This window comes from Phocaeicola intestinalis (assembly GCF_014837065.1).
GTDB lineage: Bacteria > Bacteroidota > Bacteroidia > Bacteroidales > Bacteroidaceae > Phocaeicola > Phocaeicola intestinalis.
The window spans coordinates 26,407-46,000 of sequence record NZ_JACSPP010000005.1; the positions used below are offsets into that span (position 1 = coordinate 26,407).

Annotated in this window: 21 protein-coding genes; 18 read left to right on the forward strand and 3 right to left on the reverse strand. The window is 45.0% G+C overall.

Features of this window, described 5'->3' with window-relative positions; translation table 11 throughout:
• Positions 1-136: 136 nt before the first annotated feature.
• From H9625_RS02630 to H9625_RS02700, 15 genes are all read left to right on the forward strand, one after another.
• The gene (locus H9625_RS02630) at positions 137-1,357 is read left to right on the forward strand and encodes an IS91 family transposase (RefSeq protein ID WP_191762923.1); all 1,221 of its coding nucleotides are present in this window, start codon (positions 137-139) and stop codon (positions 1,355-1,357) included.
• A 341-nt stretch (positions 1,358-1,698) separates the two neighbouring features.
• Positions 1,699-2,919: an IS91 family transposase gene (locus tag H9625_RS02635; RefSeq protein WP_191762924.1), complete on the forward strand. Its 1,221-nt coding sequence runs from the start codon at positions 1,699-1,701 to the stop codon at positions 2,917-2,919.
• A gap of 297 nt (positions 2,920-3,216) precedes the next feature.
• Positions 3,217-3,711: a hypothetical protein gene (locus H9625_RS02640; protein WP_191762925.1), complete on the forward strand. Its 495-nt coding sequence runs from the start codon at positions 3,217-3,219 to the stop codon at positions 3,709-3,711.
• Positions 3,712-3,865: 154 nt separating this feature from the next.
• Positions 3,866-4,450: a GAD-like domain-containing protein gene (locus H9625_RS02645; protein ID WP_191762926.1), complete on the forward strand. Its 585-nt coding sequence runs from the start codon at positions 3,866-3,868 to the stop codon at positions 4,448-4,450.
• 70 nt (positions 4,451-4,520) lie between these two features.
• Positions 4,521-4,985 (forward strand): hypothetical protein, encoded by a 465-nt coding sequence (locus tag H9625_RS02650; protein ID WP_041584086.1) that lies wholly within the window; start codon positions 4,521-4,523, stop codon positions 4,983-4,985.
• Between the two features lie 58 nt (positions 4,986-5,043).
• On the forward strand, positions 5,044-5,682 hold the full coding sequence (locus H9625_RS02655) for an ankyrin repeat domain-containing protein (protein ID WP_191762927.1): 639 nt from the start codon (positions 5,044-5,046) through the stop codon (positions 5,680-5,682).
• 486 nt (positions 5,683-6,168) lie between these two features.
• On the forward strand, positions 6,169-6,717 hold the full coding sequence (locus tag H9625_RS02660) for a hypothetical protein (RefSeq protein ID WP_191762928.1): 549 nt from the start codon (positions 6,169-6,171) through the stop codon (positions 6,715-6,717).
• Positions 6,718-6,792: 75 nt separating this feature from the next.
• Entirely contained in the window at positions 6,793-7,533 is a 741-nt protein-coding gene (locus H9625_RS02665) for a hypothetical protein (RefSeq protein ID WP_191762929.1), read from the forward strand.
• Between the two features lie 84 nt (positions 7,534-7,617).
• The gene (locus tag H9625_RS02670) at positions 7,618-8,163 is read left to right on the forward strand and encodes a hypothetical protein (protein ID WP_191762930.1); all 546 of its coding nucleotides are present in this window, start codon (positions 7,618-7,620) and stop codon (positions 8,161-8,163) included.
• Positions 8,164-8,246: 83 nt separating this feature from the next.
• Entirely contained in the window at positions 8,247-9,677 is a 1,431-nt protein-coding gene (locus H9625_RS02675; protein ID WP_087397893.1) for a tetratricopeptide repeat protein, read from the forward strand.
• A 70-nt stretch (positions 9,678-9,747) separates the two neighbouring features.
• Positions 9,748-10,824, forward strand: a complete 1,077-nt coding sequence (locus H9625_RS02680; RefSeq protein WP_191762931.1) for a hypothetical protein — start codon at positions 9,748-9,750, stop codon at positions 10,822-10,824.
• A 195-nt stretch (positions 10,825-11,019) separates the two neighbouring features.
• Positions 11,020-12,090, forward strand: a complete 1,071-nt coding sequence (locus tag H9625_RS02685; RefSeq protein WP_225226216.1) for a hypothetical protein — start codon at positions 11,020-11,022, stop codon at positions 12,088-12,090.
• Between the two features lie 119 nt (positions 12,091-12,209).
• Positions 12,210-12,737 (forward strand): hypothetical protein, encoded by a 528-nt coding sequence (locus tag H9625_RS02690; RefSeq protein ID WP_191762932.1) that lies wholly within the window; start codon positions 12,210-12,212, stop codon positions 12,735-12,737.
• Positions 12,734-13,720, forward strand: a complete 987-nt coding sequence (locus tag H9625_RS02695) for a helix-turn-helix transcriptional regulator (RefSeq protein WP_317173067.1) — start codon at positions 12,734-12,736, stop codon at positions 13,718-13,720. The genes H9625_RS02690 and H9625_RS02695 overlap by 4 nt, the downstream gene beginning before the upstream one ends.
• Positions 13,721-13,802: 82 nt before the next feature.
• Positions 13,803-14,414, forward strand: a complete 612-nt coding sequence (locus H9625_RS02700) for an RteC domain-containing protein (RefSeq protein ID WP_191762933.1) — start codon at positions 13,803-13,805, stop codon at positions 14,412-14,414.
• A 2-nt stretch (positions 14,415-14,416) separates the two neighbouring features.
• Here H9625_RS02700 and mobC read toward each other — a convergent pair whose 3' ends face one another.
• The 3 genes from mobC to mobA are packed head-to-tail and all read right to left on the reverse strand — an operon-like array spanning position 14,417 to position 18,136.
• Positions 14,417-16,432: a conjugal transfer protein MobC gene (mobC, locus tag H9625_RS02705; protein WP_191762934.1), complete on the reverse strand. Its 2,016-nt coding sequence runs from the start codon at positions 16,430-16,432 to the stop codon at positions 14,417-14,419.
• 56 nt (positions 16,433-16,488) lie between these two features.
• Complete coding sequence (gene mobB / locus H9625_RS02710; protein WP_191762935.1) at positions 16,489-17,718, reverse strand: conjugal transfer protein MobB; 1,230 nt, start codon at positions 17,716-17,718, stop codon at positions 16,489-16,491.
• The gene (gene mobA, locus H9625_RS02715; protein WP_191762936.1) at positions 17,693-18,136 is read right to left on the reverse strand and encodes a conjugal transfer protein MobA; all 444 of its coding nucleotides are present in this window, start codon (positions 18,134-18,136) and stop codon (positions 17,693-17,695) included. The genes mobB and mobA overlap by 26 nt, the downstream gene beginning before the upstream one ends.
• A gap of 18 nt (positions 18,137-18,154) precedes the next feature.
• Between mobA and H9625_RS02720 the strand changes: the two genes are divergently transcribed.
• The 3 genes from H9625_RS02720 to H9625_RS02730 are packed head-to-tail and all read left to right on the forward strand — an operon-like array spanning position 18,155 to position 19,592.
• Positions 18,155-18,490 carry a hypothetical protein gene (locus H9625_RS02720; RefSeq protein WP_191762977.1) on the forward strand — a complete coding sequence of 112 codons (336 nt, stop codon included), beginning with the start codon at positions 18,155-18,157 and terminating at the stop codon, positions 18,488-18,490.
• Positions 18,457-18,816, forward strand: a complete 360-nt coding sequence (locus H9625_RS02725) for a hypothetical protein (RefSeq protein ID WP_191762937.1) — start codon at positions 18,457-18,459, stop codon at positions 18,814-18,816. The genes H9625_RS02720 and H9625_RS02725 overlap by 34 nt, the downstream gene beginning before the upstream one ends.
• Before the next feature lie 11 nt (positions 18,817-18,827).
• Positions 18,828-19,592 carry a ParA family protein gene (locus H9625_RS02730; RefSeq protein WP_191762938.1) on the forward strand — a complete coding sequence of 255 codons (765 nt, stop codon included), beginning with the start codon at positions 18,828-18,830 and terminating at the stop codon, positions 19,590-19,592.
• Positions 19,593-19,594: the final 2 nt, after the last annotated feature.

A 19,594-nucleotide genomic window follows, 5' to 3' on the forward strand; every position in this document is an offset into this window, starting at 1 on the left:
ACCTGCCGGGTGTCGGTTATCGAAATATTCTACACCTAAGGGTGCATTTATTAATACATTCAAGGCAAATTAAAACAACTAATATACAGCAACTTACAAACAAATAAACAAATGTAAAAAAAAATAACGGTAGTGAATGATTGATTTGATAGATTACATAGGAAGGTGTAGTTCCCGGAAAAGCACATATCGCTTGGCGGACTTTTTCAACCGCTGGTGGGACGAGTACGCACAGCACCCTGCGGAGTACATCACCCCCGAACAGTACAAGGCGGTGAACGCTATCCGTGTGTGCCGTACAGCCGCTTTGGGAATAGACACATACGTCTGCCCCGATTGCGGGGAGGTGCGGGAAATCAGTCATAGCTGCAAGAACCGTTTTTGCCCGTCATGTGGCTGGCGTGATACGCTGAAATGGGCGACACGCATGAAGGAAAAGTTGCTGCGAGTGCCGCACCGCCATGTTGTGATGACCTTGCCGCATATCCTGCTGGACTTGGTGAAGCGCAACAAGAAAGAAATACTGAACATTCTGATGCGGACTTCGGCAGACACGCTGAAAGACTGGATGATGCACAAGTTCGGCTTGAAAACCGGGGTGATTGCCGTGCTGCACACCTATGGGGAAACAAAGCAGCTTCATGTACACACCCACATGATTATGTCGTGGGGCGGCATTGACAGCGAAGGTAAAATAGCCGTTCCCGAACATGATTACGTGCATATCCCCTCTATCCGCAGGGTGTTCCGCTACAAGTTTGAGAATGCGCTGATAGGACTGTTCGATGCGGGCAGGCTGGAGCATGACTTTCACGACCGCATGGAGTTTATGGGCTTCATCAAAAGGGTGGCGAACAGAAAGGACTGGATTGTGCATCTGGAACCGCCCATACAGATGCCGGAGCAGGTGATACAGTATGTAGGCAGGTATTCCAAGCGGGCATGTTTGAGCGAGTACAAGATTACGGCAATGGATGGCGAGAACATTTCATTCCGATACCGTGATTATAAGAACTCACCCGACAGGAGAAACCCGGTGGAAAAGGAACTGACGCTGCATTACCGTGAGTTCTTTCCCCGGCTGCTGCAACACGTTCCCCTGCGCTATTTCCGCATCGTGAGGTATTACGGCTTCTACTCCAACAAAGGTAACCTGCCGGAAGAATACTTCGGACGGGATGAAAGCGAGATAGAGGAAGCCGGAGTGCAACAGGCAGAAAGTGAATACGAGAATCCTTATTTCTGCGAGCATTGCGGACGGATGAGAGTTTACAGCCACACTACGGTAACGAGTGGCGGCATCACATATACGGTTGTATTGGAACATTGCGACATACACCGGGAAAAATCGGCATGACAGCAATATGGGATAGCTATGCCCTGCCGTGAACAGAAACAGTAAAATCCCATAAAATAGAAGAAAGGAGAACAAAAAAATGAATGAAATACGGATAAGAGCTGTAATAAAACGAACCGGGTGCAGGAATGAACTTCACACCCCTTTCTGCCGGAAACAGCAGTCAAAAATTGAAGTTCTATATAAATATGTAATAGTGCATGGTGGGTAAAACTGCCTTGAACAAAGAAATGAAGCACCTAAACGGTGCTTATTTCCGAACCATTCAAGGCAAATTAAAACAACTAATATACAGCAACTTACAAACAAATAAACAAATGTAAAAATAATAACGGTAGTGAATGATTGATTTGATAGATTACATAGAAAGGTGTAGTTCCCGGAAAAGCATATATCGCTTGGCGGACTTTTTCAACCGCTGGTGGGACGAGTACGCACAGCACCCTGCGGAGTACATCACCCCCGAACAGTACAAGGCGGTGAACGCTATCCGTGTGTGCCGTACAGCCGCTTTGGGAATAGACACATACGTCTGCCCCGATTGCGGGGAGGTGCGGGAAATCAGTCATAGCTGCAAGAACCGTTTTTGCCCGTCATGTGGCTGGCGTGATACGCTGAAATGGGCGACACGCATGAAGGAAAAGTTGCTGCGAGTGCCGCACCGCCATGTTGTGATGACCTTGCCGCATATCCTGCTGGACTTGGTGAAGCGCAACAAGAAAGAAATACTGAACATTCTGATGCGGACTTCGGCAGACACGCTGAAAGACTGGATGATGCACAAGTTCGGCTTGAAAACCGGGGTGATTGCCGTGCTGCACACCTATGGGGAAACAAAGCAGCTTCATGTACACACCCACATGATTATGTCGTGGGGCGGCATTGACAGCGAAGGTAAAATAGCCGTTCCCGAACATGATTACGTGCATATCCCCTCTATCCGCAGGGTGTTCCGCTACAAGTTTGAGAATGCGCTGATAGGACTGTTCGATGCGGGCAGGCTGGAGCATGACTTTCACGACCGCATGGAGTTTATGGGCTTCATCAAAAGGGTGGCGAACAGAAAGGACTGGATTGTGCATCTGGAACCGCCCATACAGATGCCGGAGCAGGTGATACAGTATGTAGGCAGGTATTCCAAGCGGGCATGTTTGAGCGAGTACAAGATTACGGCAATGGATGGCGAGAACATTTCATTCCGATACCGTGATTATAAGAACTCACCCGACAGGAGAAACCCGGTGGAAAAGGAACTGACGCTGCATTACCGTGAGTTCTTTCCCCGGCTGCTGCAACACGTTCCCCTGCGCTATTTCCGCATCGTGAGGTATTACGGCTTCTACTCCAACAAAGGTAACCTGCCGGAAGAATACTTCGGACGGGATGAAAGCGAGATAGAGGAAGCCGGAGTGCAACAGGCAGAAAGTGAATACGAGAATCCTTATTTCTGCGAGCATTGCGGACGGATGAGAGTTTACAGCCACACTACGGTAACGAGTGGCGGCATCACATATACGGTTGTATTGGAACATTGCGACATACACCGGGAAAAATCGGCATGACAGCAATATGGGATAGCTATGCCCTGCCGTGAACAGAAACAGTAAAATCCCATAAAATAGAAGAAAGGAGAACAAAAAAATGAATGAAATACGGATAAGAGCTGTAATAAAACGAACCGGGTGCAGGAATGAACTTCACACCCCTTTCTGCCGGAAACAGCAGTCAAAAATTGAAGTTCTATATAAATATGTAATAGTGCATGGTGGGTAAAACTGCCTTGAACAAAGAAATGAAGCACCTAAACGGTGCTTATTTCCGAACCATTACCGATAATAACAAAATAAATTAATTTCATTATGGGACTATTTTTACGAATTACGTATCAATCACAAGGAGGAAGAACACCCGAAAAAGCATTTATAAATCGTAAGGTTTTAAGCTATATTATAGACGGTTTAAACGATGAAAATTGGCAAGATTCAATTTCAATTAAACTAACGACTCTTGATCCCCAATATAGTCATATTGCAATTGACGCAATTCTTAGATTTTTCCTTTCTGAAAATATAGAAGGTGGCAACTTAAAATCATTTTACAGATACCTTAAAAAAGATGATAAACTTATAATAGACCAAATGCTCACAATTGACAAATATGATAACTTGTCCGAAATTGAAACAAGAAAGGCACTTTGTGATGATATATTCCTATATTTCAAAGATGTTATCTTGAAATATAAAGAACGCTTTCTTGATTTTGATGCTGTTGTTTTTATCCCATTGCTTGAAGAAAGGTTTGAGGAAATAAAAAACGGTAAAATAGTAAGTAGAAGAAAATATGAACAATGGTAATTATAGTTTATCAGAGAAGGCGAGTAAATAGCTTTATCTCATTTCTTCATCGAAATTTTATAAATCAAAATAAGTAAAAAATATCGGTAACAAAGCGTGATAACGCTTGACAGCGTTCCCCGCTAAACCATTAGTAATAAATAGCACAATCAATATGTACGAAAAGTTTTTAGATAAGAGCCTAAACAGTACTCGCCAAACGGTAGATGATACTTTTATTGCAAAATACGCTAATGCGGTATCAGAAAAAATAATCGAACTTTGGAAAGAAGTTGGACTTGGAACGTTTTGCGATGGATTGTTCAGAATTATTGACCCCGATAAATATCAGACAATAGTAGATGATAGTTATCCCCTGTATGAGTATGAAACTGTAACTCCATTTATGACAACTGTTTTTGGAGATATTTTTGCTTATGTTAAGAATCCCGTGATAGGAGATTATGTCGTATTCATCAATGTGAGATACGGAACATTCAAGATTTTATCCGAGAATGTTGATATACTATTGAATGTGATAATTTTCAACAAGAGTTGTTTGGAATCATGGTTCTCCTTAAATAAATATCCTATGATAAAATCAGAAAAGGGTGTTCCTACATTGGATGAATGTTACGGATATGTCCCAGCATTGGTATCGGGTGGTATAGAATCAATAGATAATATCAAAATTCTAAAAGCTATTCCGTATATAGAAACGGCACTCCAATTTATCGGGGATTTGAAGCGAGTGCGATAAAATATATTACTAACAAACCGGGATAACGGACTAACGTCGTTCCCCGCTTAGCCATTAGATACAATTATATATGAATATACCTACTGCAATAAAGGAAATACTTGTTCATAACCATTGGGATGAATTTAACTTTCAAATGATGTCGGATTGTTACGCTGATAAGTTAAAACAATCCTATTCAAAGTTTGATTATCCTTTGAATGACGGTATTATAAGCAAGATTGCTCTATTCTATAACATGAAATTAGAACTGAACCAATCTAATATTCTTTATTTTGATGTCAAGAAAATAAAGAAATACAGCCCGGAAGCTATGCAGAAAGTGGCTGTGAAGTTAAAGGTCAATAAGGTTATCTATTTAGCAGACATTCATCCCGGTTATTTGACTGTATGGTTAGATGAACGAGAACAAGTGTGGGCTGATTATGATAATCTTGTTTATTATTATGGCAGTGATATATTCAGTGGTGTTCAAAATATTATATCGGGCAATGTCCTTGAAACCATAAATTTAGTATCTAACAACGAAAGATAGCATCTGACGATGCTCCTTTCTAACCATTAGCATTAATGTTCGACTTAAAAAAGTAAATATGAAGATAATAAATTGGACATTACTTTTTCTTGCAGCGTTTTTTTGTTGCTCTGATAGCGTGAAAGCAAATCCATTGCGGCAAGATACTATACGGGATGTACCCTATCAACTTTATCCGTTGGGGGTTGCCTGCCGTGACAATGATATGGCAACCATAAAACGGTTGCTGGCTGGAAAAGATGAACCTATGGCAATGGGTAACGATTTTTATGAGTTTGACATATTCTATACGGCGATTTACTTTGATAAAGAGGATGTACTGAAATATGCCCTTACCAGGTATAAGGACATTAATAACAGATTATATAGTGACGAATACGGGCTGACGCTCCTGACATACGCCTGTAAATTGTCTAATGTGAAGTTAGCCCGTATATTGCTGGAGCATGGCATTGACGTAAACGGTTACCAAAGTCCATACGATACATATAAAGTATATCCGATTATGGAAGCCATTGCCAATAATAACATTGAACTGGTTAAATTGCTTTTAGAATATCATGCAGATCTTAATATAAAAGATAGTAACGGCAACACCCCTCTTGCTTTAGCAAAGGAAATAGGTGCAAAAGAAGTAGAAGATTTGTTTTTGCAATGGAAGGAACAACAAAAAAATAATGCTAACAACGCAGGATAACGGACAAGCCGTTCCCTGCTGAACCATTAATGGTAATTAAGTATGATAGATTATTTATTTTTCAAATTTTATAGGCTATGGAAATACAGTTCTTATTCCGAAATAGCGGTTTATGCAGCTTTGTTAATTCTCGCTGTATTTCTAAATTGTAATATTCACACAATATGGGGAGTATTGGAACAATATAAAATATTGCCTTATCCAACGCGAACAATGTATAATGTGTCTTTAGGGCTGATATTCATTCTTTTATGTATTCGTTTCTGCTGGAAAAGAAGGTATAAAGCTGTCATAGAGAAGTTTAATGAAAAGCCTAATAAGAATAATCTATTGATACTTATATTATACATTTTCCTTTCGTTGTTTCTCTTTGTTTTAGAGGCTTTTTATAGTAAAGGGAAAATATAAATATACCATTAACAACGCAGGATAACGGCAAGCCGTTCCCTGCTGAACCATTATCCAACAAATAAAATAATAAGAAATATGGAACTAACATTGAATTTGAACTCACGTTTGCAACCCATGCACAGACATGATTTGGAAGACGCTCTTCAAGAAATTCTTGAAAAGGAAAAATTGGGAGAAGTAATGGGTGGAGGAACGCTACAAAATCCACAAACCGGAGAGATTATCTCCTGTGATATAGAGATTCACCTAAATGATGATAAGCAAGATAGCATAAACCGTTTGGTAGAACTTGTTAATAAAATAGGTATTCCCAAAGGTTCAGCATTATTATGTATGACACCTGAATTTAAGATAGAAGTAGGAACTTTGGAGGGATTGGCTTATTACAGCAATGGAACGGAATTGCCGGATGAAGTTTATGAGAGTTGTGACATTAATCATGTCATGGAGCAGATGGAATCAGCTATGGAGAGCATAGGTAGCTTTTATAGTTATTGGGAAGGGAATGAATGGACAGCTTTGTATTTTTATGGGATTTCATTTGCTGAAATGAAACAAAAAATAGAACCATTCATTGCTTCTTATCCCTTATGTCAGAAATGCCGAATAGAACAAATTGCGTAGTTGGATAACAAGCACCTATGCTGCCTAACGGCGGCAAGCTGCATCTCATTAGTCGTAACTTAAAATACACATTATATGAACGATTATTTCAAATCACTTCAAATTGATTCCTCTGCTCTCACGGCAGAAGAAATACAAATAATCAATGATTGGGACCAAAAACATAAACATGGAGAAAGAAGTATCTCTTTGCGTTCTGTAGAAACCCAAGAAGAATTTAATGCCTTTTATGCAGAGAATAAATCTCTATTGAGGAATATTTGTATCTTATGGGAGGATGAAGAAAGTAATTATGCCGGAATCTGCACAGATGGCATAATGAGAGGAAAAATAATGTTTGTCTGTCACGAGTTTCTATTATACCCAATACCTGTTTTCAGAAATATTGAAACATTCCTTAAAGCAGTCGATAGCCAAAGAATATCTGATTTGTTCCCTCCCCAGCTGGAGTTTTTATCTCCTGAAAATAATCCTTTTGATTATCCCTCTATACATAGATCTTCCGAAGAACTAAACCAGGATATACTTATAGCAGAAAATCTTTGGAAAGAGGCTATTAGCGCGAAAGATGATAATAGAGTCAATCTTCTATTTTCCTTTATACAAATAGCTTCACCAAATCAAATTTCCTGTCTTCAAAAGTACCTTTCCGATGCAGAACTACTGTATTATATTTTATGTGCATACAAATTCTATGGCTATCAAGAAGATCCAGATATTCTGTTACGCATAGGAAAAGAAAACAAACAGTATCGGAAGTTATTGAAGGAATTGGGAGCTTCACCTAAAAAGCTATTATGGATAGAAAAATGGTGATTTGAAATATACGACTAACAAAGCGAGATAACGCTTAACAGCGTTCCCCGCTTAGCCATTACAGACAACTTAATACAGAAATATATGGAATATATACCGGATTATCTAAAACCATTCATCATACACAAAGATTATTTTCCTGAGTTGATAGAAGATTCATGGTTTAATAATCCTGTGTATTGGAAAGGTCGGTTAATATCACCACAACATGAAACAAAATTCAGACTTTATTTTTGTGGTGAATTAATTGATAATTACATGGCAAACAAGCAAAATTTCCCTTTGGCAATATATGCGTATTCAGTAAATTCAGGAGAAAAGATTACTCTTTTCGATGAAAGGTATAATGGATATGAAGCATTACTAATAGAGGATAAGAGAGAACTACCATTATCTCATGAAATTCAGTTCGTAGATAAAGATGCTGAAACTGAATTTGAAATTATCATTCTTGGATGCAGTAATACCGATTTTGATGATGAATACCCAGCCACCGAACAAGTACAACTAATCAATGGCGACTGGGTAAACAAAGAGTATCTAAAATGTAATGCTTTTGATTTCATTTCCATACTTATTCGCAATGCCAAAGGTCAGGTATATACGATATTGGAAATGGAATTAAGTTAATAAAATCGTCTATAACAAGGTCGAGATAACAGCTAAACGCTGTTTCTCACCAAACCATTAGTAATCAAATAAAGGATATAATCATGGATATAGAACTAAAACAACAAATTGATAGTTGGACAGAAGCCAATAAACACCAGAATGTAATTGATTTCTTAGAAGGAATTTCTCCAGCAAACAGGAATTTTGAAGAAATCGGATTATTGGCACGAGCTTACAACTATAATGGTGAGTATGAAAAGGCATTAGTATTGCTTGAATCAATTCGAGAAGCAGGTGAGTTGGATACCAACTGGAATTATCGAATGGGTTATGCTCACTATTATCTTGGCAGGAGTAGGGAAGCATTGTCTTATTTTACAAAAGCCGATGAATTGACACCAGGAGATGAAGATACGATTGATTTTATTCGTCAATGCAATATAGAAATACCATTTAAGAGTAGAGTTGACGCTTTTTGGTCATGGTTTTTGCAGAATGAAGCAGAGCTTTCGAGAATGGTCGAAAAACGTAACGAATATGATAGTGATGTGGTTGTTGGATTTATAGAACAAGGTACTGACCTAATAGCAAAAGACGTTCATTTCAATATAGGTGGCGATTACGAATTTACTTTTTCCATAGAAGATAATGAACACCTATTTTATCTCTATCCTTATTTAATATCCCGAATGCCGGAATCGCTGGAAGGCAAATGGCATTTCTTCCCTTATAATCCAGGAATGGATGCTTCTTTCGAGTTCCGAATGCATGGGATTAAAGTGAATATGGAGGAAGTCTATGTATATGCCAATTATGATGACAAGCAAAATGATTTTGCTGTTTCGTTTTATGAAAAAGGTTTATGCTCTTTGCCTGAAGAACAAGGATATGGCACTTTTTGTATTATGATGGAAATAATGTTAGGCGAAGGTCTTGCTTTTAGATATATTTCAGATGTTGAACGTGCTGATGAATTGAGAGGCGACATGTTTCCTCTTACAACACTCCGTAAGCATATCACGCAAACATTAAAAGAGCATGGCAAGGAAGTGTTTGAAAATCCCAAGGATGTTTTTGTTACTTATCAATTGGAGCCGGAAGAAAATGAAGAGTTACGGTATGATGTGGCTATCGGCAGCACCTGTTTTTCCCATTTGATTTCCCAATATTACGAAAACGACACGACTATCTTTGATAAAATCAATCGGTTTGGAGCGCAAGCTGTATTTCTTGCATTTCCTTATGACAATATAAGTGCTGAACAAAGAAAATTAGTTTTAGACTTCCGGTATGCATTGGAGGATAGGATTACGAAAGAAATTCTGAATCCAGAAGGGCTGGGGCTTCTGCTGGGAGGCGCAATGGGAACTTGTTGTTGCTATATGGACTTTCTGTTGTATGACGTTAATGCCTTTTTAGAAAAGGTCGTGCCTGTATTACGCGAATATCCGCAATATTCGTTCTACCTTTCTGATTTCCACCAGAATTGTAGGCTAACAAGATTGTCTGATTCAGAAAGAAAAGATTGCTAACAAGTTCGAGATAACTGCTTAACGCTGTTCCTCACCAAACCATTATGAACAGTGCTATAGAATAGATAAAATGATACATTTACTATATAAAAAACAAATTGACGGAACTATATATAAATCATATACTGTTAATGATGAATATATATTGCTTCTTTTTGAGGAAAGCAACACTTTTACATTGTTTGGGTTAAATAACAAACAATATGAGCTGTTTGAGATTGAATCATTTCCGTTTATATCTGATGCCTGTGTATGTGGTTCAACTATCTATTTTGTTGGTGGAAATAATTATATTATTCAGTTTAATATTATCACTAAAACTTTTCAATCTGTTTTTTTTGAGGAAGATACGCATTATACGGCAATAGCGGTTAATAAAGATAAGCTGATACTTGGTGACACAAATTATTTTTCTTGCATCGAAAAGTATCATTCTAAAATAGATGTGTGGGATATTACATCAAATAAAAAAATATGTGATTATCCTCTTATGGATGCCGTAAATATCAAACAAATAATCTACGATCCAATAAACCAACGTATTTGTGTTTTATGGGTTGATAGTGAAGATTCTGGAGAAATGCTCATCTTTAGTCTGGCTGATAACAAAATAATAGATTTAGTGGTACTTTTTGAAGCAAGTACAGCAACGGTTCTATATGATAAATTGATAATAGCCGGAGGTTATCCTCCGCTAAACATCCAAATACATGACTATATTACTCTCCGGTATGAAAACGAATTGTGTCTGAATCAAGATTATCCAAAAGATGAATTTGGAAGTCCTTTAGGTAATTCATTTTTTGCAAATATTCTTCCTGTTGATAAGCATTTGATACTTTATCCATATAGCGGTGGAGATATATTAGAAATAGATATTATCCAAAATACATGCAAAAAAATCTATTCAAGCGAAGAGACATACATATATATAAGTCTGATAAAAAATAGATTAGTATCTGTCTCAAAGGAAGGATACATAAGTGTTTTTAATTCAGACTATTCTGCTTATCATTCTAAAACAAATAATCATGAAAATGTTTTTGATTCAGAAATAACAAAGAAGTGGAGTCAATTATATCAGGCAGCAATATATATTATTGAACCTTCTTTAGAAATTCCGAATTGTCTAAAAATAGTAACTTAATATACAATGAAATGTGTTCATAACAAGGTCGAGAATACAGCTTAACGCTGTTCCTCACCAAACCATTAAATAGCGTACATATATGAATAATACAACAAAAGTAAGAATTGTATATAAAAGTAAATTCATTGGTAACAAAGGAAGATAACCCCAGAACGGGTGTTTTCCACCAAACCATTAATCAGTAAAATGAATATGAAGTATTTGAAGAAACTTAGTATATATTTTGTTATCATTCTTGCCATCGTTTTGGTATGTGGCTTCACGGCACTTGTAATTAAGGAAGTAGATAAGGGCACATTTTATGACTTAGCCACCTCAGAGGCATTGGCCTTTTGTTTGCAATTGGGGATGGCAGCATTTACTGCCCTCATTCCATACAGTTTGAGCATCGCAACTTTCTTGAGTTTTTGGGCAATGAACGATGAAAAATGGACAGGCTTTCTCCGAAATTGGGTAATCGGTCTGGTTCTTGTTTTGCCTCTATCGGCGATGACCTATTACTATGACTGGTTTATACGTCCCCAAACAATGGCTGCATCTGTTGATAAAATAATAGAAATAAAACAGACTTATCCCCAATCGTTGGCAGACAAGTTCAGCATCGACCCGGAAGAAATATTGCACAATATACCTATGGTAATGCCCAAAACGAAACTTATAGCCCAAACAGATTCTCTTGAAACATCTTTTTTAGCTGATATTGACACGTGCGGACTACTGCTTTCAATGCTACCGGACACTTTGGCATCGAAAGCCTATGACAGCTATCAGTTGGAAACAATGGGCGTTGCCTATCAATATGCCGCTCATCCCGCTGCCAGCGAAGACAGTCTGATGTTCATAGCTCATACGGAATTGTACCGACACGCCATCACCGCATGGGAAACCTCCACCGAACTGCAACGCCATCAAAAAGAATATTTCGGCAGAACTCTCAACACTATATGTATATACGTCGCGTATATCCTGTTCGCTTTCTTGGGGTATCTGCTGCGCTACAAACCGATAAAGAATATATTGATGGTATTCGCGGTACTGATTGCCGCCGCTTGGATTTGTCATGAAATAGGTTCTATTGTTCAGGAACATGCGAAGAAACTGAACGGGGTGTCCCGTCAAGTCGTGGACGATACTTATAAGGAGATAGAAGGAATAAGAGAAAAGGAAAGAAATGCTGATAACGATTCGCTGAATTGTTTTCATGACAATTTGGTATATAGAGATAATGGCGAATGCCCTACTCGGGAAAACTGTCATCAATGACACTTTTTTCGAGTAGGATTTATCGTGTTTCTCATTCTGTACTTGCTGGCGTGTTACTGGATATTTGGCTTGGAATCGTAAAACAAGGTGGAAAAAGGATGCATCATTATTTATTAAGCATGAGGAAATTATTGGAGAAATATTACAATATCAATTATTACTGCACTTATAGGCTACTGTTCTTCATTTTCAACAGGATGCTAAATCCTTTCTATTGGCTAAGCCTCTCGAAATGGAACAACCGCTATATAAACCGATGCATTTCAATTGATAAGCGACAAGAAGCAGCCGGAATGGATAAAGGTATCAATGGCACCATCTGCATTTGGGCGACCCACACCCCATGCATCATCAGCTTTTGGATGCTCTGCCTTGTCTGCCTTGCCTGCATCAAGATTTTCAAGGTAGGATTATTGAGCATCTTGGATATGGTTTTTGGAAACATCTTCCTCTGTGTCTTGCTTTTCGCAGTCATCGTGCTGTCCTTGTATTATGCCAATCATATATTCCTGTTCAAGCACGACAAGTACAGGAAGTATTTCGCCGAGTTCGATAAAAAGAAAAGGTATCTGCTCTACTACGGCATCTATGTCGTTTCCCTTGTTGTCCAGTTGGCGACTTTCTATCTGTTGCTTAGTGGGGTGTGAAGGGAGAGTCGGAAACAAATGATGGCGACTCCATTCCATGCGGCATTTCCGGCGGAAATCGGAACAACCGGCACGTGCAGCCGGTTATCTTTGTGGATTCATCAAACAATAAAAACAGATTTCTTATGCAAACAAATTTCATCGAACTGTTGTCCGCCACCGCCCCGGCAGGTTTGGAACAGACCATCGCCGCCCTGTGCGGAGAAGTGAAAGGGCTGCTGAAAGCCCGCACCCCGAAGCATTACCTCGCGCTGGAACCCTACGCGCGGGACACAAACTTATGCCACCACCTCCTTGACCTGCTGACGGGACTGCCCACGCTGCCGGAGGTGTCGGCTCCCGGATGCCGCCCGCTGCTGATGCTGCTCGCCCTGTCGGAAGACACGGAGGTGCAGAACCGGCTGCTGCACGGACTGGCAGAGCCTTGGCGGAAAGCCTGCCGCACGCCGGAGATGCTCTACCTGTGCGACGTGCTGTACCAGACCGGCATCCCCCGCCCCCTGTACAATCTGTGCAACGAGGTGTGCGACTACTTCTTTGTGGAGCGACGCAAGCAGATAAGCCGCCAGCCCACACCGCTCACCGAAGCGGAACTGCAACATGCCGAGAAACGGCTGAAGCCCCTGTATGCCGCCGTGTTCCGGCTGAAGGTGAACCGCTACAGCTACCGCACGAACAGCGTGGAGGAACTGGCGGGGATGCTCTGCATGAGCGCATCGACCTTCCGCGAGAAATTCAGCAAGATATACCGCCAGTCCGCCAACAAATGGTTGCGGGAGCAACGCATCGGACAGATACGGCGGGACTTGAAATACCACTACGACCGCCCGCTCAGGGAGATAGCCGAGAAGAACGGTTTCGAGTCCGCCAACCGTTTCTGGGAATTCTGCACGGGACAGATGAAGCAAAGCCCCAGCGAGCTGCACAAGGAGCTGTACGACGAGCTGTGCGAGGAACGGCGGAAGTTCTATTTGGGGGAATGACGGCATTTCCGGCGAAAAACGGAACTGCCACATCCATGTACACCGCTATTTTTGCCGTTCATAACCGATAAAATAGTTTCAAATGGATGTATTTTACCTGTGCCCCTACCTGCTTTTACTGGAACAGGGGGATTGCGATACCGAAAGGCTGAATGAGGCAAGCGACGATTTCATACGCCACCTCAGCCATCTGCATGAGGAACACGGCAACCACACCTGCGTGTTCCTCCATCTCCAATACACGAAGTTCCGGCTGACCGTCCTGCGGGAACGCTACCACAACAACGGGCAGAGCCATCTGGTGTGCTACTGCCATGTGGTGGGAGCTATCATGTATGTGGAAAACACGATGGAACGAATGGAAAAAAGACGGACGGGTTCCGGAAACGGAGAAGCCCGTCCGCCCGGCGACGGGCCTCCCGTGCTGTGGACTGACGATGCCATCCATCTTATTGAACTGCTTTATGCCTGCCATGAACTGAAGCTGTTCAATGACGGTGAAATCACGCTCAAGCAAGTGGTGGAATATGTGTGCAGCGCACTGGGTGTGGATGTGAAGAACGCATCGAGCTACTATGCCCGGATGCGGCGGAGGAAAGGCGACGACCGCACCTATTTCATCGACCGGCTGCGCGAAGCCCTGCTGCGGAAAATGGATACGGACGACGAGAAGCAATACCGACGGAACAAATAAGCCTATGCCTGTTTGTTCAACTCCAGCAGATGCTTCAGGTTCGGGTCGCTCCCGATGCGCTCCAGCTCATCGGCGACAATCTGCCGGGCTTCCTCCTTAATGCGGTTGTAGTTCTCCTGCACCATTTCCTTCATGCGGTCGATGCCGTCGGCATCCCTGAAGTCGGTGATGACCGGTATCTTCCGGTAGGTCTTTTCCTCTTCGGCGATTTTCTTGGCATCGACCACAATCTCACAATGGAAAATCTTCTGCTCGATTTTCTCTCCGAAGTTGTCCGCCACCGAACCGACAAACATGCCCTGCGTCAGCGAGGAAATCTTGCTCGGCGGGATAAGGCTGTCCATCTGGGTGGAGATGGAGGTGGACACATCGTTGCGGTTGATGGAGATGGACTGCCGTTTCTGGAGAATCTTGCCGAAGCGCTCGGAGAGCGTCTTGGCCGTCTCGCCCACCACCTGCCCGGAGAAGATGTTGCCGACGGTGTTGATGATGACCTTCGCCTCCTTGTCGGTATAGTCGCGGATGAGCTGCGAGAAGTCCTGAAAGCCCAGCAGCACGGCCACCTTGTTGCTACGCGCGGTGGCGATAAGGTTATCCAGCCCCTTGATGAACACGGTGGGCAGCTCGTCGATGATGATGGAGCTTTTCAGCCTGCCCTTCTTGTTCACCAGTTTGACGATGCGCGAGTTGTACAGTCCGAGCGCCGCCCCATAGATGGCCTGCCGGTCAGGGTTGTTGCCGATGCAGAGCACCTTCGGCTCGTCGGGATTGTTGATGTCGAGGGAGAACTCGTCGGCGGACATCACCCAATAGAGTGCCGGGGAAATCATGCGCGAGAGCGGTATCTTGGCCGAAGCAATCTGCCCCATGAGCTGGTCGGCAGCCCCGGCGAGCCATGCGTCGAGGAAAGGGCTGAGGTAGTTCTCCAGTTCGGGATAGGAAGACATGATGGGGAAAATCTGCTCGTAGGGCTTGTTCAGGAACTCGACCGCATGGGGGAAGGTGCAATACTTGCCGTTTTTGTAAATGCGTAAAAACCAAATAATTGCAGCAAATAAGATGGTGGGCGACTCGACGAAGAAGTCGCCCTGCTTGGCCGCCCAAGTGCGGTTGAGGTTGAGCATGATGTTGTAGGAACTCTCGTAGGCATCGGAGATGTCGGTCATGAACTTCGGGTTGAGCGGGTTGCAGCGGTGGCTGCGCGAGGGGTCGTCGAAGTTGATGACATAGAACTTCGGCCTGACCTTGTAGCCGTCCAGATGGCGGAGCAGGTGGTTGTAGGCGATGGTGCTCAAGTCCGGGAACTTGAAGTCGTAAATATAGGTGGCATAACCCTTTTCAATCTGCTGCTTGATATAGGAATTGACCACGGCAAAGGACTTGCCGCTGCCCGGCGTACCCAAGACAATGGAGGCGCGGAAAGGGTTCACCACGTTTATCCAGCCGTGCCACATCTTCTTCTTGTACCAGAAACGGGTGGGCAAATTGACGGAATACTCGTTCTCGATAAGCCGTGTCTCCTGCATGAAAGATTCGTTCTCGTTGTTGAACACATCCTCCATCAAGTTCTGCCGGAGCAGGCGGGACATCCATACCCCGGCGGCCAAGAGGCAGCCGTAGCCTGCGGATAAGGTGAGCAGATAGAAACCGGTACGCGCCGAAAGGGGCAGCGGCAGGGCAAGCAGCCACCAATTGAAGAAGAACAGCACGATACCGGCGGCAAGCGCCGCCCAGATATGCGGCCACTTAATCTTTTCCTCTTTCACGCCTTTTGTCCCCAAGCAGGAGAGCGCGAGGAACACAAGGGCGAACAGCTTTGTCCAAAGAATGGACGAGAACAGCCCGGTCGTCCGCTGGAAATTGAGCAGTATCCTGTCCACCACCCCGATGTCGATGTTCCATTCCTTCATCGAGGGGTAGCAGAACCAATATACATTGACTATGACGAACAATACGCTGAGGGCACGCATGAAGTCCATGACCTTGGCCAGCCCTCTCAAATCATCTTCCTGTGACATAAGTCATCTTGTTTTAACGGTGATTGAAATTCGGTTGAATGTTATCCGGGCTGCATTCAGTCCTGCCGCCCGTACCTGCGGCGGCGTTTCTTCTTGTCAGGCTTGTGCAGGCGCGGATGCCGGGGGACAAAACTTGTCTCCGGCTCGATGGCAGAGAACAGGCCGCCCAATACCTTGCCGTCCGTATCGGGTTCCGGCGCAGATGTTGCTATATGTGGCTGTACCTTTTCCGACAGTCCGGGCTGCGCCACGTTGAAACGCGCTTCCAAGGCATTGGCGGAGAACTCCTTGCCCAAACGGGAGCCGTTGAGCACGGTACGGCTCGTGTGGTCGATGAAGGTTACCCCGTAAATCCTGCCGGATTCATTGCGGCGTAGCACCAAATCCACGTTCATGGCAGCCAGACGGCGGCGGAAATCCGCCTCGTCCCCCGCCTCCTGCAACGCCCCGGCCAACGGAGGGCGCAGCCGCTCGCGGCAACCGTCCGCCCTGATGCGCGAGGCTGACCACTCCATGCGCCGCTGCAAGCCCTCCGCACCCGCCATCTTGCCCAGCCTTGCCGACTTGATGGGGGTCGCCACCTTGTTCCCGTCCGCATCCAATGCCGTATAGACAATGCCATGATAGGCACGTCCGCCCGCTTCGCCCCTGACTTCCTCCATGCCTATGTTATACAAGGAGAGCAACGCCCGGAACTCGCCCATCGACTGGAAGCGGTAGAGCTTGAGCAACGGCTTGAGGGTATCGGCTATCTGCCGGCGTATGTCGCCCCGCGCCGCATCCACCGGGCGGAGCTTCCACTCCTCCGCCTTCTTCTGCCCCTCTGCCGGATGCAGCCTGTACTTCTGTTCCAACTGCTCGGTTATTTCCTTGCTCCGGCGGTGCTCGAAGCGGTCGGAAATCTTCCTGCCCCCGCTGTCCACGCGCAGGGACACGATGTGGATGTGGTGGCGGTCGATGTCTGTATGCTTAAAAATCAGGAAAGGCTGGTTGCCGTAGCCCAACTTCTCCATGTACTCCCTGCCGATGGCGGCAAGCTGCCCGTCGGTCAATTCATCATCGGGATGCGGATTAAGCGAGATGTGGATGACCGGCTTCTCGGTGCGGTAGTGCGAGGGAAGCCATGCCGTGAAAGCCTTCATCGTTTCGCCCATGCGGAAACGCCCGTCCTCTGGGTACGGGAGCAGGTTGGCATCCAATATCTTCGCGTGCCCGTTCTCCACCTTCGTCTGGTTGTAGGCCAACGCGCCGTACAAGTCCTTACCTGTGCTGATTTTCGCCACCATGCCTTTTGAGTTCTTCGGAAAGTCCGACAATGCGGCGGCTGAGCGCCACCAGTTCGAGGGTCAGCTTCTCCAATTTATAGAGCAATGCCAACGCCTTTTTCTCGGTAAAATGCACATGCAGTTCCTTGACCGCCTGGTTGTAGTTCACCCCGACGGCGCGGTACTGCTGGTACAGGGCGGTGAGCCTGGCCACATACTCCATCGTGCCCCGGTCGGTGCGTATGACCCGGAAGCTGTCGCCGAAGATACGCGCGGCGATGAACTTCGACTTGGACGAAAGGCCGGACTGCTCGTAAAGGGTGAGGAACCGGGCGTGCTGCGCGGCGTCGAGATTGACGGTCTCGCGGTGGAAGGCGGGCGCGGACTTGGGTGTCCGTCCGCCTTTCCTTCTTTTCGGGTGTTGCTGTTGTTCATTCATGCTTGCTGTCATTAAAAGGTGAAACCTGCCCGTCCGTGGCCGTGCCGCCGTTATGCCCCATCCTTACAATTTGCGACTTCGGAGCCAAATTGCGCCCCCTGCAAGGGCAAGCGTTTTTTGCGGCAGAAGCGGATGCGTGCTGCAAAAAACACAGCTTGCTATGTTCTGGCGAACATACGTTTTCCCCACCGGTGGGGAAAAGCGCTTTCGGGGAAAGCGGACGATAACCTGACGGAAAGCCTCCGGCCACGCCAACGGATTCATGCCGCAAAGGTAGGAAGCGGAGCCGGTTGCCGCACAACAACCCGACCGGCCACATTATGCCATCGGACAGCCACTTTGCCCGGAGGATGATTCCGACGGTAGCCAGCACCTTCGTTGCAACGTTGGGACAGCCAACCGGACAATCAGACCGACAACCAAACATACCGACAACCGGGCGGTTGCAGAACCGGACAACCCGTCAAGCGGCTAATGGAACAAACAACCATTCAGCCATACAAGCCACCGAAACATCAGCCATTCCACCCGGCAATCATACAGATGTCCAACGGGCTATCCGAATAATTATATGTATGACCAACCAGCCACTCCACGCCAAAGACGTGCCACTCGTACCCCGAAACGTAAAATCCCTTTCCACCGTTCCCGTTTCTCTTTTCCTTTGCCGCATCATTTGAAACGGAAGATTATGCCTACGGAAAAAGAAACACTTTACATCGCCTTCTCCACCCAGAAGGGAGGGGCGGGCAAGACGACCCTGACGGTGCTGGCGGCCAGCTACCTGCACTACGTGAAAGGGCTGAACGTGGCGGTGGTGGACTGCGACTACCCGCAGCACAGCATCGCCGAGATGCGCAAGCGCGACTTGAAAACGGTCATGGAGGACGAACACTACAAGGCGATGGCCTACCGCCAACTGCAACGCATCGGCAAGAAGGCCTACCCGGTCGTCGAGGGCACGGCGGAGGATGCCGTGGAAAAGGCGGAAGGACTATTGGAGAAGCTGCCCGGCACGGACATCGTGTTCTTCGACCTGCCCGGCACGGTAAACAGCGGCGGCGTGCTGCGGACGCTGGCGAACATGGACTACATTTTCTCGCCCATCGCGGCAGACCGGGTGGTGATGGAAAGCACACTGCGTTTCGCCACCAAGCTGAAGGACACGCTAATGGACACGGGCAAGACGAACATCAAGGGGCTGTACCTGCTGTGGAACATGGTGGACGGGCGCGAGAAGTCGGAACTCTACAGGGTATATGAGGAAATCATCCGGGAGCTGGGGCTACAGGTGCTACAGACCTTCCTGCCCGACAGCAAGCGGTTCCGGCGCGAACTGACGGGGGAACACAAGGCGGTGTTCCGCTCGACGCTGTTCCCGGCGGACGGCACGCTCGCCAAGGGAAGCCATATCCGGGAGATAACGGAAGAGATACTCACCATTATCGGGAGGTAGCT

Coding starts and splice junctions, on each gene's coding strand:
- H9625_RS02630 (WP_191762923.1), top strand. CDS start 137: ATGATTGATTTGATAGATTACATAGGAAGGTGTAGTTCCCGGAAAAGC.
- H9625_RS02635 (WP_191762924.1), top strand. CDS start 1,699: ATGATTGATTTGATAGATTACATAGAAAGGTGTAGTTCCCGGAAAAGC.
- H9625_RS02640 (WP_191762925.1), top strand. CDS start 3,217: ATGGGACTATTTTTACGAATTACGTATCAATCACAAGGAGGAAGAACA.
- H9625_RS02645 (WP_191762926.1), top strand. CDS start 3,866: ATGTACGAAAAGTTTTTAGATAAGAGCCTAAACAGTACTCGCCAAACG.
- H9625_RS02650 (WP_041584086.1), top strand. CDS start 4,521: ATGAATATACCTACTGCAATAAAGGAAATACTTGTTCATAACCATTGG.
- H9625_RS02655 (WP_191762927.1), top strand. CDS start 5,044: ATGAAGATAATAAATTGGACATTACTTTTTCTTGCAGCGTTTTTTTGT.
- H9625_RS02660 (WP_191762928.1), top strand. CDS start 6,169: ATGGAACTAACATTGAATTTGAACTCACGTTTGCAACCCATGCACAGA.
- H9625_RS02665 (WP_191762929.1), top strand. CDS start 6,793: ATGAACGATTATTTCAAATCACTTCAAATTGATTCCTCTGCTCTCACG.
- H9625_RS02670 (WP_191762930.1), top strand. CDS start 7,618: ATGGAATATATACCGGATTATCTAAAACCATTCATCATACACAAAGAT.
- H9625_RS02675 (WP_087397893.1), top strand. CDS start 8,247: ATGGATATAGAACTAAAACAACAAATTGATAGTTGGACAGAAGCCAAT.
- H9625_RS02680 (WP_191762931.1), top strand. CDS start 9,748: ATGATACATTTACTATATAAAAAACAAATTGACGGAACTATATATAAA.
- H9625_RS02685 (WP_225226216.1), top strand. CDS start 11,020: ATGAAGTATTTGAAGAAACTTAGTATATATTTTGTTATCATTCTTGCC.
- H9625_RS02690 (WP_191762932.1), top strand. CDS start 12,210: ATGAGGAAATTATTGGAGAAATATTACAATATCAATTATTACTGCACT.
- H9625_RS02700 (WP_191762933.1), top strand. CDS start 13,803: ATGGATGTATTTTACCTGTGCCCCTACCTGCTTTTACTGGAACAGGGG.
- mobC (WP_191762934.1), bottom strand. CDS start 16,432: ATGTCACAGGAAGATGATTTGAGAGGGCTGGCCAAGGTCATGGACTTC.
- mobB (WP_191762935.1), bottom strand. CDS start 17,718: ATGGTGGCGAAAATCAGCACAGGTAAGGACTTGTACGGCGCGTTGGCC.
- mobA (WP_191762936.1), bottom strand. CDS start 18,136: ATGAATGAACAACAGCAACACCCGAAAAGAAGGAAAGGCGGACGGACA.
- H9625_RS02725 (WP_191762937.1), top strand. CDS start 18,457: ATGCCATCGGACAGCCACTTTGCCCGGAGGATGATTCCGACGGTAGCC.
- H9625_RS02730 (WP_191762938.1), top strand. CDS start 18,828: ATGCCTACGGAAAAAGAAACACTTTACATCGCCTTCTCCACCCAGAAG.